This window comes from Kitasatospora sp. NPDC057940 (genome assembly GCF_042887425.1).
Classification (GTDB): domain Bacteria; phylum Actinomycetota; class Actinomycetes; order Streptomycetales; family Streptomycetaceae; genus Kitasatospora.
Window position 1 is genome coordinate 129609 of the sequence record NZ_JBHVPH010000011.1, and the last position, 14217, is coordinate 143825.

A 14217-nucleotide genomic window follows, 5' to 3' on the forward strand; every position below is an offset into this window, starting at 1 on the left:
CGATCTTCGTATGCTTGCGACGCCCTCTCCGCCCCTGTTCCGGCGCATTTCGCCCGAGGTCTGGGTCGGGCTCGCCTGGTGCGTGGCCGCCGCCTACCCCGCCGTCCTGCTCGGCGGCAACGCCCGCTACCACGGCGGGGCCGCCGCCCACGGCGGCCTGGCCTTCACCCTGGCCGACACGGCGGTGGCCTTCGCCGGCGCCGCGCTGGTGCGCCGCCTTCCGGTGCTCGCGGTCGCGCTGCTGTTCGTCGCCGCCTTCACCGAGACCGACGGCTGGGCCGCCGGCACCCAGGTGCCGCCGGCCGCCCTGCTGGCCGTGGACGTCGCGCTCTGCCTGATCACCGCCACCCGGCCGCGCCGCAGCTCGCGGGCCGCGTTCGCGTTGGTGATGAGCCTGCTCGTGCTGCACATCGGCCTGGTGCACGGCAACACCGTCGGCATCTTCACCGGCACCCACATCGGCTCCGCCGACGGCGCCGCGCTGCTCGCCCTGGTCGCCTGGCTGATCGGCCGCTCGATGCGGCAGAACCGCGAGCACGCCCGGGCGTTGAGCACCCGGGCGGCCACCGAGGCCGTCACCGCCGAACGGCTGCGGATCGCCCGCGAGATGCACGACACCGTCGCCCACACCATCGGCATCGTCGCCCTCCAGGCCGGCGCCGCCCGCCGGGTCATCGACACCCGCCCCGAACGGGCCAAGCAGGCGCTCGGCGAGATCGAGAACGCCGGCCGGGACACCCTGGCCGGGCTGCGCCGGATGCTCGTCGCGCTGCGCCAGGCCGACGGCGAGACGTCGGCCACCACCCCTCAAGGTGAGAGGCCCTGTCCGGCGGATCTTGCCGGGCGCGCGACGCCGGGCATCCCGGCTGAACGTACGCCCGAGTCGCCCAAGTACGCCCAGTACGAGGACGACTCGGGCGCACGCCCAGCCGGGCGCCCAACGCCGCACGCTGATCCGACAAGATCCGCCGGACAGGGCCTGGCCGACCTCGACCGGCTGGCCGCCGCGACCACCGCCGCCGGCGTCCGGGTCGAGGTCCGGCGGCGGGGCGAACAGGGCCCGCTGCCACCGGAGATCGACCTCTCGGCGTTCCGCGTCGTCCAGGAGTCCGTCACCAACGTGGTGCGGCACGCGGACACCCGCTCCTGCGAGGTCCTGGTCGACCGCCGCACGGCGGGCGAGGTGGCCGTGGAGATCACCGACCGGGGCCGCGGCACAAGCACCGGCACCGGCCGGGACGGGGGCACCGGCTTCGGCCTGGCCGGGCTGCGTGAACGGGTCGGCCTGCTGGACGGCGAGTTCGAGGCCGGGCCGCGCCCTGAGGGCGGCTTCCGGGTCGCCGTCCGACTGCCGATCCCCGGGGAGGTGACCGCATGACCCGCGTCCTGCTGGTCGACGACCAGCCGCTGGTCCGGGCCGCGTTGGAGATGGTCATCACCGAGACCGCCGACGTCGAGGTGGTCGGCGAGGCCGGCACCGGTGCCGAGGCCGTCCGGCTGGCCGGCGAACTGCGCCCCGACGTCGTGGTGATGGACCTGCGGATGCCCGGCATGGACGGCATCGAGGCGACCCGCCTGATCACCGCCGGCGGTGGGCCGACCAGGGTCGTCGTGCTCACCACCTTCGACGACGACGACCACGTGTACGCGGCGCTGCGCGCCGGGGCGTCCGGTTTCCTGGTCAAGGACATGGCGTTGGACGACATCCTCGCGGCCGTCCGGGTGGTGGCCGCCGGGGACGCCCTGATCGCACCGAGCGTCACCCGCCGGCTGATCTCCTCCTTCGCGGAGCAGCGGCCGGCCCCGGGCCCGGCGACCGCCCCGGGCCCGACAACCGCCGTGTCACCGGCCCCCGCGCCGACACCGGCCGCCCGGCGGCTGGGCGCGATCACCGACCGGGAGCGGGAGATCCTCACCCTGGTCGGCCGAGGCCTGTCCAACACCGAGATCGCCGCCGAACTGGTCCTCAGCATCGCGACCGTGAAGACCTACATGACCCGGCTGCTCGCCAAGCTCGACGCCCGCGACCGGGTCCACCTCGTCATCCTGGCCTACGAGGCGGGCCTGGTCGCCGTCCCCGGCTGACGTCGGCGGGCTCAGCGCTTGATCGCCACGCCCGCGTACATCGCGATGTCCTGGTCGCGGATCGGCGCGGCCCCGGCGTCCGGGCGCCAGTGGTGGACCAGGGTGACGCCGGGGTCGAGGAGGTCGTAGCCGTCGAAGAAGGCGGCGGTCTCCTTCTGGTCGCGGATCTGCAGCGGGATGCCGCGCGCGTTGTACTCCCGGCCGACGCCGCCCACGCCCACCGGGTCGGTGTCCCCGGTGAACACGGTGAGGGCGAGGAAGCTGCCCGGCGCCAGGGCGTCCATGAAGCGGCGCACGATGCCCTGCGGGTCGTCCTCGTCGAGCACGAAGTGGACGATGGCGATCAGCGACAGCGCCACCGGCTGCGAGAAGTCGAGGACCTCGCGCAGCCGGGGGTTCTGGATGATCGACTCCGGGTCGCGGAAGTCGGCGTCCACGTAACAGGTGCGGCCCTGCGACGTGCTGGACATCAGGGCCCGCGCGTGGGTGAGCACGATCGGGTCGTTGTCGACGTAGGCGACCCGGGCGTCCGGGGTGATCGACTGGGCGATCTCGTGGACGTTGGGCGAGGTGGGGATGCCGGTGCCGATGTCCAGGAACTGCCGGACGCCGTACTCCTCGGTGAGGTGGCGGACGGCGCGCTGCATGAAGTCGCGGGTGGTGCGCATGGAGATCGGCAGCGACGGCCAGGCCTGCACCGAGGCGTGCGCGGCGACGCGGTCCGCCTCGAAGTTGGTCTTGCCGCCGATGAGGTAGTCGTAGACCCGCGCCGAGTGCGGTACGTCCATCCGCAGATCCACCGACGGGTACTCCTCCTGCGGACCGCGCCCTGCCCGGACCTCGTTCGACATGCTCGTCCTCCCGTTGCTGGGGTTCCGTCACCGGCCGCCCTGGTGGCGGGCCTTGGTGCGCATGGTAACGGTGTTACGGGACGACAAGATGACCATCTCTTGGGGTTAAGGCCCCCTTAAGAGCGCATCCTAGGGCTGGGCCGCCGGACTGCCGGTGGCCGGGGAGCCGCTCTGCCCCGGGAGGAGCGGGTGGTGTCCGTACGATCGACCGGCGGCGGCGAGTTCGAGCGCGGCGCCGGTCCAGGCGGCACCGAAGGCCCAGGTCGAGAACCACTCGCACAGGTACAGCGGGCGGACGGCCCAGTCCGCGCCGATGCCGGCCACCCCGGCGATGACGGCGAGCGCCAGGAGCACCAGGATCAGCACCCCGGCCGCCAGGTAGGCCCGGCTGACCCAGGACGGCTGGGTGGAGCGCGGGTTGCGGAAGGAGTAGACGCAGAACATCGCCAGCACGAAGAGCAGCAGTCCGGCGAAGGCGTAGTGCAGCAGGCCGACCGCGCTCTGGAACGCGGTGGCGCCCTGCGGCGCGGTCGGGCACAGGGCGACCCCGAGCGCGAACACGCCGGCGGCGGTGCTCCAGCGGTCGTCCCGGCGGTCGGAGCGGTAGCAGATCAGGAACACCCCGAGCGCGCACAGGCCGCCCACGAAGAGGTTCCGGGTGCTGGTGTAGTACGAGCCGCTCATCGAGGCCGGCCAGAATCCCGCCGTGCTCTGGCCCCTGAGCTCGGCGAACAGCCAGTTTCCCAGGGGTAGCGCGAGCGGCAGCAGGATGCCGATCAGTCCGACGCCGAGTCGTAGGAAGGTGATGGTCCGTTCGTCCTGGTTGGTGCCTCCCCGGGCGTCGACCGCGTCGCGCTCCGGGTCCTCCGTCGTCCGCCGTTCGTGGGTCACGGACGCCTCCTTGCCCTCTGCACTGTGAGCAGCTGTCAGCTGGTGTACCCACGGTGCGGCCCCTGTCCACACCACCTGAACGGGCGGTTTGAAGATGTGACCCAGCGGCGTGACGGGGGTCAGCCGGTGGGGCTGGCGGACCTGGCGATGAGGGAGTTGAGCAGGGCCGCGCCGCGCTCGGCGTCGTCGACGCTCACGGCGAACTCGCGCCCGCGCCGGGTGCGGACCACCAGGCAGACGCCGCCGCGCAGCATCACGGTGGTGCCGAGGCCGTTGACGCGGTAGCCCCAGCCGCCGGCCTGGGCGGGGGTGCGCAGCTCGGCGCGGGCCGAGTCGAGGTCGGCGGGGGACCAGTTCCGGCTGGGCCAGCCGAACGGGCCGAAGCCGACGGACAGGCCCTGTGTGGTCACCCGGGTCTTGACCGAGGAGCAGCCGAGCGTGATGACGGAGGTGGAGGCGAACGGCACGATCAGCGACCAGTTGAGCGCGATCAGCCCGCTGGCCAGTGCCAGCACGGCGACCAGGGCGCCCAGGGCGAGGACGGCCGAGGTCAGTTGCAGCCACGGGTTGGCGGCCCGGGAGAGCCAGACCAGCTGCTCGCCCGGCGCGGCCGTCAGCGTCGGCGCCCCGGCCGTCGGGCGCGCCCCGGTCGGGGCGCCGACGCGCGGGCGGACGGCCAGCCAGGTCAGCACGCCGGCCAGGCCCGCCGCCACGACCAGCACGACCACCTCGAAGCCCATCGGCGCGGCCTCCTGCCAGCGGGCGCGGTCCAGGTTGGCGTGCACGATGGAGGTCTGCGCGCCCGTCAGGAGCACCCCGACGGACGCCAGTGCCGCCCCGGTGGCGCCGCCCGCCGTCCCGGCCCGGAACCGGCGGGCGGCCGCGGCGGCCAGCACCAGCACCAGCCAGACCCCGGCCGGGAACAGCGCGGCGGCCGTCAACGACATGGAGCCGTCCGGGTCCCGCCCGCTCCAGTGGGTGGCGAGCGGGTCCGGCAGCCGGTGGCGCGCGGCCCACGGCAGCGCGATCAGCAGGGCCAGGACGCCCGCCGACCAGGCCACCGCGCCCCAGAGCGCGCCGTGGCCCGCCCCGGGCTCCCGGCGCTCCTTCGCTATGAGCTTCCCGTCCGTCACGACATCCCCCTGATCATGTCCACGAGATCGTTCCTGCTGTAGCCGGCCCGGGCCGCGTCGGCGACCAACTGCCGTACCCGCTCGGCGAGTTCGGAGCGCTTGTCGGCGCCTTCGGCGACCGTGACGCCACGGCCCCGGCGGAACTCCAGCACACCCTCGTCGCGCAGCGTGCGCAGCCCGCGCAGGACGGTGTTGGTGTTCACGCCCAGCGCCCGGGAGAGCTCCCGGGCCGGCGGCAGCCTGTCCCCGGGGGCGCACTCGCCCTCGGCGACGGCCCGCCTGATCGCGCCCGCCACCTGCTCGTGCAGGGGGCGGGCGTCGCCGGTGTCCAGCTTCAGCAACATGGTGCCAATGACGATAGCACCATCCAGATCTTGCGGCGGCCTCCTCGGGCACCCCGCCACCCACCGGAGCGCCCGTCCCCTCGCGCACCCCGGCGCCCCGGCGGAGCATGGACACCGAGGAGGTGGCGGCACGGCGGTGAGCGGACGACTGCGGGTGTACCTGGGGGCTGCGCCGGGGGTCGGCAAGACGTACGCCATGCTCGCCGAGGGCCGCCGGCTGCGCGACGAAGAAGCCCTCGACGTCGTCGTCGGACTGGTCGAGACCTACGGCCGGCGGGGCACCGAGCACCAGCTCGGGGACCTGCCCGTACTGCCCCGCCGCACCGTCGGCCACCGCGGCACCACCCTCACCGAACTCGACGTCGACGCCCTGCTCGCCCGCCGCCCGCAGCTCGCGCTCGTCGACGAACTCGCCCACACCAACGCCCCCGGCGGCCGCCACCCCAAACGCTGGCAGGACGTCCGGGAACTCCTCGACGCCGGCGTCGACGTGGCCACCACCGTCAACATCCAGCACCTGGAGAGCCTCAACGACGTCGTCGAGCAGATCACCGGCGTCGCCCAGCGCGAGCGGATCCCCGACGAGGTGGTCCGTGCCGCCGACCGGATCGAACTCGTCGACCTCAGCCCGCAGGCCCTGCGCACCCGGATGGCCCAGGGCGCGATCTACCCGCCCGACCGGATCGACGTCGCCCTCGACCACTACTTCCGGGCCGGCAACCTCGGCGCCCTGCGCGAACTCGCGCTGCTCTGGCTGGCCGACCGGGTCGAGGAGGAACTCGCCGACTACCGTGCCCGGCACGGCATCAGGGCGCCCTGGGAGACCAAGGAACGCATCGTCGTCGCCCTCAACGGGGCCCCGCAGGGAGAGCACCTGATCCGCCGCGGCGCCCGCACCGCCACCCGGGTGCACGGCGACCTGATCGGCGTGCACGTCCGGCCCGACGACGGCGCCACCGTCCACGAACCGCCCGCCCTCGCCGGCCAGCGCGCCCTGCTGCACGAACTCCACGGCGGCTACGTCGAGGTCGACGGCAACGACGCCGCCCGGGCCCTGGTGGACTTCGCCCGCGCCGAGAGCGCCACCCAGATCCTGCTCGGCCCGACCAGCCGCAGCCGCCTGCGCGAACTCGTCTCGGGCTCGGTGATCAACCGCGTCATCCGGCTGGCCGGCCCGATCGACGTCCGGGTCGTCCCCCCGCCCCAACCCGGCCTGCTCGCCGTCCCGCCCGCACCCCGGCGCCGCCGCCCGGCCGCCGTCCCGCCGCGCCGCCGACGCCTGGCCTGGCTGGCCGGCCCGGCCGCAACGGCCGCCCTGGCCTGGGCGCTCTCCCCACTGCGCGACTCGCTCGCCCTCCCCGGCGCCCTGCTCTGCCTGCTGCTGGCCGTCGCCGCCACCGCCCGGCTCGGCGGCCTGCTGCCCGCCGCCGCCAGCACAGCCGCCGGGGCGCTCGCCGCCGACTACTTCTTCACCGCGCCCTGGCACAGCCTCGCCGTCACCCGCGGCGCCGACCTCGCCGCGCTGCTGCTCTTCCTCGCCGTCGCCGGGATCATCGCCCACCTCATCGACGGCCTCACCCACCGCTCCCAGCAGGCCGACCGGGCCCGCGCCGAGGCGGCGGTGCTGGCCCGGCTGGCCGGGGCGGCGGCCGAATCCGGCGCCCGCGCGGTGCCCGACCTGGTCGCCGACCTGCGCCAGGTGTTCGGCCTGGAGGGCGCCGTCGTCCTGGCCCGCACCGGCGAGCTCTGGCGCCCCGCCGCCGCCTCCGGCACCGCCCTCCCGCAGCGCCCCGAAGAGGCCTCGCTCGCCGTCGACCTCGGCCCGGACGCCGTCCTGGCCCTGCGCGGACCGGCCCTCACCGAGCAGGACACCCGACTGCTCGGCCCCTACGTCACCCAGCTGCGACTGGCCCGGGAACGCGAACGGCTGGCCGCCCAGGCCGCCGCCGCCGAGACCCTCGCCCACACCGACGCCCTGCACACCGCACTGCTGGAGGCCGTCGGACAGGACCTGCGCGCCCCGCTCGCCGCGCTGCGCCGCGAGGCCGCCGACCTGCCGGGGCCGCCCGGGCGGCGGATCGCCGCCGAGGTACGGCGGATGGAACGCCTGGTCGCCGACCTGCTGGACCTCGACCGGCTGCGGGCCGGCGAGCAACCGGTGCTGCTGCGCCCGACCGCCCTGGCCCCGGTGCTCGCCGCCGCGCTGGCCGCCCTGCCCGTCGAGCAGAGCGGCGAGCAGCGCGACGTGCGCCTCGCCCTCCCGGACGGCCTGCCGCCCGTGCTCGCCGACGCCGGCCTGCTGGAACGCGCCCTCGCGGACCTCCTGGCGGGGGCCGCCGGGCCCGCCCTGGTGGACGCGGGCGCGGTGGCCGGGCGGATCCACCTCAGGGTGAGGGCCCCGGGCCCGGCCGCCGACGGCACCGGCCTCACCGTGGCGCGGGGCTTCGTCGAGGCGATGAACGGCGAGCTCACCGTCGAGCCGTCCCCGGCCGGCGGCACCGCCTACACCCTCGACCTCGCCCGCGCCCCGGCCTGACGCCGCGGCTGATCGCCCGCGATCCGGTATCCGGGGTTGCCGTGCCGCCCGCCTCCCGGCCCCGCCGAACGGGTGAAACCAGGTGCCGGCGGGAGGCCGGCGGGCGGTCGGCGTATGGAGCGCGTTGGGAAGGCGGCCCGGGGCGTCAGGAAGGCGTCAAGGACGGGCGGCGGCCGGCCGGCGCGGCGGTTGGGTGGAGGACGACACACCGGGCGACACACCAGGTGACAGACCGGGCGACACGCCGGGTACCGGAACGACGACGCGAGGACGGACCATGCACGGCAGCGGGCGGCACCAGGGCAGCGGCACCGGCAGGGTGGTGGTCGGGGTGAGCGGATCGCTCGGCAGCCTCGCCGCCCTGCACCGCGGCGTGGCGGAAGCCCGCAGCCGTGGCGCCGAACTCGTCCCGGTACTCGCCTGGGAGCCGCCCGGCGGTGAGTTCGGGTACCGCCGCTCGCCGTGCCCGCCGCTGCTCGCCGCGGTCCGCGAGGCGGCCGAGCAACGGCTGCTGGACGCCCTCGACGCGGCGTTCGGCGGCGCCGACCCCGGCGTGCCGCTGCGCCCGCTGGTGATCAGGGGCGAGACCGGTCCCGCCCTCGTCCGGGCCGCCGACCGGCCGGACGACCTGCTGGTCCTCGGCCGGAGCGGCGGACTGCTGCGCCGCCGGCTGCGGCGCTCGGTCACGGCGCACTGCGCGCGCGAGGCGGGCTGCCCGGTGCTGGCCGTCCCGGTGCCCGAGCTGCTGCGCGAGCTGGAGGCGCTGCACCGGCGCACCCGGTGGCACCTGCCGGTCGGCCCGGTGCCCGAACTCGTCGCCGCGAAGGGGTAGGGCGTGCGGATGTACGCGGCCCGGCCCGGCGGGCGGCACTACCACCCGGTCCTGGAGCGGCTCTCCGCCCCGACCTCGGGCACGGTGGCCCTGCTCGCCGGCGGCGTCCTGGCGATGGGTCTCGGCGGGCTCGGCGAACTGCACTCGGGCGGCCTCGCCCACGTCGCCTACCTCGGCCTGTGCGCGATCCTCGGCGCCGTCTCCCGGCCGAGGGCGGCGCCGCTGATCGGACTGGCGGCCTGGCTGTGCTGCAACGCCTTCGCCGAGCACCGGCACGGCGAACTGGGCTGGGCCGGGACCTGGCCGGAGGGCTCGCACTTCGCGATGTTCACCGCGACCGCCCTGCTGGTGGCCCTGCCCACCGCGCTGCCGCGCCGGACGGTCCGGGTGGCGCGGCTGCGCCTCGACCAGCTCGGGTGAAACCCCACGGACGGTCCCTCACCGGCCTTCGGGCCGGCGGGCGGACCACGCCGAGACCGGGGCTCCGGCCGGTACTCCGGAGCCCTCGGCAACCGGTGGAAAACAGGTAGGAGGCGCGCGGCTCCGTGGCGGCGGAGCGGTCGCCGTTCGGACAGCGGGCCCGCCGAGCCAGGCGGGCACCGCCGCGACCGCACCACGGCCCGCGCCGCGCGTCGTCCGTCCAGCCCGGCAGCCCGGCCGCCCGCAAGCCCTGCCCCCGGGCCGCCCGCCGGGGGCGGCGTTACGCTGAGACGACCAGATCCGTCCTCGCGGCCCCCGCTGCGCACCCAAGGGGGTGGGGCCAGTGTCGGCGTCCCCGACCAGCCCCCCGACCGGCGGTCCCCGTGACCGTCCGACGGGTTCCGGCGCGGGCGAGAAAGGCCTGAAGACCGGTGCCCTGGGCCTGCTGTCCTCGGTGTGCATCGGCCTCGCCTCCACCGCCCCCGCCTACAGCCTCGCCGCGACCCTCGGCATCGTCGTGGTCGGCGTCGGCCTCCAGGCGCCGATCGTCACCGTCCTGGCGTTCATCCCGATGCTGCTGATCGCCTACGCCTACAAGGAGCTCAACGCCGCCGACCCGGACTGCGGCACCACCTTCACCTGGGCCGCCCGGGCGTTCGGCCCGCGCACCGGCTGGATGGGCGGCTGGGGCATCGTCGTCGCCGACGTCATCGTGATGGCCAACCTGGCGCAGATCGCCGGGGTGTACGGCTTCCGGCTGGTCGGTCTGGACTCGCTCGCGGACAGCCGGGTGTGGACGACCGGCGCCGGGGTGCTGTGGATCGTCCTGATGACGGCGATCTGCTACATCGGCATCGAACTGTCCGCGACCCTGCAACGCCGGCTGCTGGCCGTCGAGGTGGTGATGCTGGTCGCCTTCTCGGTCACCGCGCTCGTCAAGGCGTACGGCGCCGCCGCGCCCCCGACCGCCATCCCCGTCGACGCCTCCTGGTTCAACCCGTTCAACGTGCCCTCGACCTCCGCGTTCACCGCCGGCATGCTGGCCGCGGTCTTCATCTACTGGGGCTGGGACACCGCCGTGTCCGTCAACGAGGAGACCGCCGACTCCGCCCGTACCCCCGGCCGCGCGGCCGTCATCTCCACCGTGCTGCTGCTCCTCATCTACGTCCTGGTCGCCACCTCGGCGCAGTCCTTCGCCGGGGTCGGCGCGGACGGCATCGGGCTCGGCAACCCGGCGCACTCGGGGGACGTGCTGTCCGGCCTCGGTGACGCGGTGTTCGGCACCACCGGGATCGGCGCGGTGCTCAGCCGGCTGCTGATCCTGATGGTGCTGACCTCGGCCGCCGCCTCCACCCAGACGACGATCCTGCCCACCGCCCGCACCACCTTCTCGATGGCCACCCACCGGGCCATCCCGACCGGCTTCGCCCGGGTGCACCCGCGCCACCGCACCCCGACCTGGTCGACGGTCGCCATGGGCCTGGCGTCGATCGCCTTCTACGTCCTGCTCACCGCGATCAGCGGCAACGTGCTGGCCGACTCGATCGCCTCGGTCGGCCTCGGCATCGCCTTCTACTACGGCCTGACCGGCTTCGCCTGCGTCTGGTACTACCGCCGGGTCCTCACCCGCAGCGTCCGGGACTTCGTCTTCAAGGGTGTGCTCCCGCTCGCCGGCGGCCTGATGCTGCTGTACTTCTTCGCCTACGGCGCCTTCGACGTCTACGCCGACCCGGACTACGGCGCCACCTCGATCGACCTGCCGGGCATCGGCCGGGTCGGCGGGGTGACGGTGATCGGGCTGGGCGCGCTGCTGCTCGGCGCGGTGCTGATGCTGGTGCAGCGGGTGGTGCAGGGGTCCTGGTTCCGCCACCCCGACGTCCCGGTGAGCGCCGCCGACCCGGCCTCCGCGCCCTGAGCCCAGGGCGTTCCGAACCGGCTGGTTCTGACGTTTCCTTGACGCGGAGTCACGTGTAAAGGGCTAGCAAAGCAGGCATATAGTTCGGGCAAAGCATCGTGGTGGGAGGGGCCGGATGGAGACGACGCTGGAACCGGACTGGCGCACGCTCGGCGTCCTGGGCGCGGCCCGGGGCGCGCGCGGCGGGGGTGACGGCCGCCTCGGGACGGAACACCTGCTGGCTGCCGTCGCCGGGGCGAAGGGCCCGGCCGGCGAGGCTCTGGCGGCCGCCGGGGCGACCGCGACCGCCCTGCTCGCCGTCCTGCGCGACCGCCAGGGCGGGGCCGACCAGGCACGCTGGGGATCGGACGACGGGGCCGGTGCGAGCGTGCCGGCCCGCGACGCGCTCGGCCCGACCGGGGAGCGCGGCGTGCTGCTCAGCGGCGCCGCCGCCCGCGCCCTGACCGGTGCCATGGAGCGGGCCCGGCGGGACGGCGAGCGGAAGTTCAGCGCCGAACACCTGTTGCGCGCCCTGCTCGCCGATCCGCACGCCCGGGCCGTCGAACTGCTGCGCGCGGCGGGCGTCGCGCCGGGAGCGGTGCTGGAGCGACTGACGGCGCCCGCCGGCCCCGGCGCGCCGGACGGTCCCGGCGCCCCGGGCGCCCCCGACGACCGCGACGACCTCGACCCGCTGCTGCGCCCCACCCGGGACGCGCTGCTCGGCCGCACGCCGTACCGGCTGCCGCGCTGGAAGCGGCTGCTGGTACCCGGCTTCGCCAAGGTGAACATCGCGGCCGCGCCGATGGCCTGGGTCCGGCTGGAGGCCGACGGGCAGGCGCAGCGCCTCGGCCGCCGTGCGCCCGGCACCGAGCACGTGCTGCTGGCCGTTCTCGCCGTGCACGAAGTCGCCTGCCGGCACCCGCAGTTGGCCGGCGAGGGCGGCGTGGACCCGGCCGAGCGGCACGCGGGCGGGGTACGGCTGGCCCGGCTCGGCCTGGACTACGCCCGGGCCCACGCCGCGCTCACCGCCGGGCGGGTGCCGCTCGCGGCCGACCCGCGGGCAGTCGATGCCTACCTGTCCGGCGCCGCGGACAGGCAGGGAACCGGGCCGTTGGTGGAGATGCTGCTCTCGGAGGAGACCCGGGCCCGGCGGTTGGTCGAGGCCCTGTGCGGCGACCGGCCCGATCACCCCTGACTGCTGTGACCGAACGGCGTTGGGCCTAGGAGTCGTCTTCAAAGGGTCAGATCCAGAGCAGGATTGAGGCGATGGTGATGGCGGCCTGGTAGGACTCGCGGGTCTTGTCGTAGCGGCTGGCCAGGCCGCGCCACTGCTTGAGGCGGTTGAAGCAGCGCTCTACGACGTTGCGGAGCCTGTGGATCCGGCGGTCGAAGCCGGGTGGGCGACCGCCCCGGCTTCCTCTTCTTTTTACCGCCGGTCGCGTGCTGGTGGGCCCGCACGATCGTGGAGTCGACCGACACCAGCCAGGCGATGTCCCCGGCCGCGTCCTTCTCCGCCTGGATCGCCCGCAGCAGCCGCGAGAAGGTGCCATCCAGCGCCCACCTGCGGAAACGCGTGTACAAGGTCCGCCACGAGCCGTATCGCTCCGGAACATCCCGCCAGGAGGAGCCGGTCCGCAGCTTCCACACGATCCCGTTCAGCACCACCCGGTCGTCCGACCGTGGCCGGCCGGCGGTCCCCGAACTCGGCAGGAACCGCGACAACACAGCCCACTCGGCATCCGAGAGCTCATGACGACGCACCGTGCCCGACATGATCTCTCATCAGGTGATCGGCTTTGAAGACGACCCTTGGCGCAGCGCCGCGTTGATCCTCCGGGCGTTCATCCGGCTCCGAGCGGGCTGCCATCGCAGGTCCGGTGGCAGGGCCCGGCGTCGCGTTCGTCGTAGGCCGGGGCGCACGGGACGAAGGTGACGATCGCCGTGGCCGGTTCGCCTCACCTGGCGAACCGGCCGCGGCGTGTGGAGGACGCCGGGTCAGGATGCAGCGGGCCAGGTCGACTTGGCCGGGGGTGCATCCCCGGCAGTCAGGGAGCGTCGCCTCCCCCTGATCACCAGGACCCGCACCCGGTCAGGAGGAGGCGGTCGTCAGAGTCCGCAGCTCGGTGTCCGACAGGTGCAGGTCCTGCGCGGCGAAGAGCGCCGGCAGTTGCTCGACGGTGCGCGCGGAGGCGATCGGCGAGGTCACGGTGGGCTGCCGTCCGAGCCAGGCCAGCGCCACGGTGGCCATCTCCACCCCCCGCGCCGTCGCGATCCGCTCCAACGCGTCGAGCACCTTCACGCCGCGTTCCGTGTCCGCGTAGCCACCGGCGAGTCCGGGGACGTCGCGCACGTTGTCGGTGCTCTTCCCGGGGCGGTACTTGCCGGTGAGGAAGCCGGAGGCCAGTGCGAAGTACGGAACGCAGGCCAGCCCCTCGCGCTGTACGACGTCCCGCCGGGCGCCCTCGTAGGTGTCGCGCGAGACGAGGTTGTACTGCGGTTGCAGGGCCACGTAGCGGGCCAGTCCTTCGCGGTCGGAGAAGGCCAGCGATGCGGAGAGCCGTTCGGGGCTGATGTTGGAGGCCGCGATGGCACGCACCTTGCCGGCCTTCACGAGACCGTCGAGAGCGAGGATGATCTCGCCGACGGGGATGGACTCGTCCCGGTCGAAGTGGGTGTAGTAGACGTCGATGTGGTCGGTACGCAGCCGCCGCAGGGACTCCTCGACGGCGGCCTTGATGTTGGCGGGCGCGAGGCCCGGGTACTCGGGGTGGTCGCCGACCTTGGTGGCGACGACCACGTCGTCGCGATTGCGGCGGGCGGCGAGCCAGTCGCCGATGATGCTCTCGGACTGCCCCGGCTCGTTGCCGGCGAAGTAGTTCATGTACGAGTCGGAGGTGTCGATGAAGTTGCCGCCGCCGGCGAGGTACGCGTCGAGCACCGCGAACGACTGGGCCTTGTCGGCGGTCCAGCCGAAGACGTTGCCTCCGAGGCAGAGCGGCGAGACGAGGAGGTCGGACGAGCCGAGGGATCGAAGTTCAGTCACGTCCCGACCAACGTGCTTCCGGCTGCAGGGAGTTCCACCCCCGGGATTGCTTCCGGCCGCGACGGACGTCCCGGCCGCCGGCCGCGAACCCATGCCCTGCCCACGCGACTTGGGAGGCTTCTCCCGCCGCCGCGGGCGCGGTCGGCATCGGCGCCGCCGCTCGGCACCGGCACGAAGGGGAAGGCCGT

Annotated in this window: 12 protein-coding genes and 1 pseudogene; 7 read left to right on the forward strand and 6 right to left on the reverse strand. The window is 74.6% G+C overall.

Annotated elements, in window-relative coordinates; all coding sequences use genetic code 11:
* Nucleotides 1-10 precede the first annotated feature (10 nt).
* Together ACFVTF_RS19020 and ACFVTF_RS19025 are read left to right on the forward strand one after the other, a co-directional pair.
* Nucleotides 11-1378, forward strand: coding sequence for a sensor histidine kinase (locus ACFVTF_RS19020; protein WP_387814809.1), 1368 nt, complete (start codon nt 11-13; stop codon nt 1376-1378).
* Nucleotides 1375-2085, forward strand: a complete 711-nt coding sequence (locus tag ACFVTF_RS19025; RefSeq protein ID WP_387814811.1) for a response regulator — start codon at nt 1375-1377, stop codon at nt 2083-2085. Before ACFVTF_RS19020 ends, ACFVTF_RS19025 begins: the two co-directional genes overlap by 4 nt.
* Nucleotides 2086-2096: 11 nt before the next feature.
* Here the strand turns inward: ACFVTF_RS19025 and ACFVTF_RS19030 are convergent, their stop codons facing one another.
* The 4 genes from ACFVTF_RS19030 to ACFVTF_RS19045 form a co-directional block, all read right to left on the reverse strand.
* Nucleotides 2097-2936: an SAM-dependent methyltransferase gene (locus tag ACFVTF_RS19030; protein ID WP_387814813.1), complete on the reverse strand. Its 840-nt coding sequence runs from the start codon at nt 2934-2936 to the stop codon at nt 2097-2099.
* 129 nt (nt 2937-3065) lie between these two features.
* Nucleotides 3066-3827, reverse strand: coding sequence for a hypothetical protein (locus tag ACFVTF_RS19035; RefSeq protein WP_387814815.1), 762 nt, complete (start codon nt 3825-3827; stop codon nt 3066-3068).
* A 119-nt stretch (nt 3828-3946) separates the two neighbouring features.
* Nucleotides 3947-4960 (reverse strand): DUF1648 domain-containing protein, encoded by a 1014-nt coding sequence (locus ACFVTF_RS19040; RefSeq protein ID WP_387814817.1) that lies wholly within the window; start codon nt 4958-4960, stop codon nt 3947-3949.
* Nucleotides 4957-5304, reverse strand: coding sequence for a GntR family transcriptional regulator (locus ACFVTF_RS19045; RefSeq protein WP_387814819.1), 348 nt, complete (start codon nt 5302-5304; stop codon nt 4957-4959). The genes ACFVTF_RS19040 and ACFVTF_RS19045 overlap by 4 nt, the downstream gene beginning before the upstream one ends.
* 136 nt (nt 5305-5440) lie before the next feature.
* Here ACFVTF_RS19045 and ACFVTF_RS19050 point away from each other — a divergent pair, with 136 nt between their 5' ends.
* The 5 genes from ACFVTF_RS19050 (at nt 5441) to ACFVTF_RS19070 (ending at nt 12181) form a co-directional block, all read left to right on the forward strand.
* Nucleotides 5441-7840 carry a DUF4118 domain-containing protein gene (locus ACFVTF_RS19050; RefSeq protein ID WP_387814821.1) on the forward strand — a complete coding sequence of 800 codons (2400 nt, stop codon included), beginning with the start codon at nt 5441-5443 and terminating at the stop codon, nt 7838-7840.
* A 277-nt stretch (nt 7841-8117) separates the two neighbouring features.
* Nucleotides 8118-8672: a universal stress protein gene (locus ACFVTF_RS19055; protein WP_387814823.1), complete on the forward strand. Its 555-nt coding sequence runs from the start codon at nt 8118-8120 to the stop codon at nt 8670-8672.
* A 3-nt stretch (nt 8673-8675) separates the two neighbouring features.
* Nucleotides 8676-9092 carry a hypothetical protein gene (locus ACFVTF_RS19060; RefSeq protein WP_371521904.1) on the forward strand — a complete coding sequence of 139 codons (417 nt, stop codon included), beginning with the start codon at nt 8676-8678 and terminating at the stop codon, nt 9090-9092.
* Nucleotides 9093-9435: 343 nt separating this feature from the next.
* Nucleotides 9436-11007 (forward strand): APC family permease, encoded by a 1572-nt coding sequence (locus ACFVTF_RS19065; RefSeq protein ID WP_387814825.1) that lies wholly within the window; start codon nt 9436-9438, stop codon nt 11005-11007.
* A gap of 115 nt (nt 11008-11122) precedes the next feature.
* A complete protein-coding gene (locus tag ACFVTF_RS19070) occupies nt 11123-12181 on the forward strand; it encodes a Clp protease N-terminal domain-containing protein (RefSeq protein WP_387814827.1) in 1059 nt (352 codons plus the stop codon).
* A 46-nt stretch (nt 12182-12227) separates the two neighbouring features.
* Here the strand turns inward: ACFVTF_RS19070 and ACFVTF_RS19075 are convergent.
* Together ACFVTF_RS19075 and ACFVTF_RS19080 are read right to left on the reverse strand one after the other, a co-directional pair.
* Nucleotides 12228-12747 (reverse strand): annotated as a pseudogene (locus tag ACFVTF_RS19075) (IS5 family transposase).
* A 328-nt stretch (nt 12748-13075) separates the two neighbouring features.
* The gene (locus tag ACFVTF_RS19080) at nt 13076-14029 is read right to left on the reverse strand and encodes an aldo/keto reductase (protein ID WP_371515313.1); all 954 of its coding nucleotides are present in this window, start codon (nt 14027-14029) and stop codon (nt 13076-13078) included.
* Nucleotides 14030-14217 lie beyond the last annotated feature (188 nt).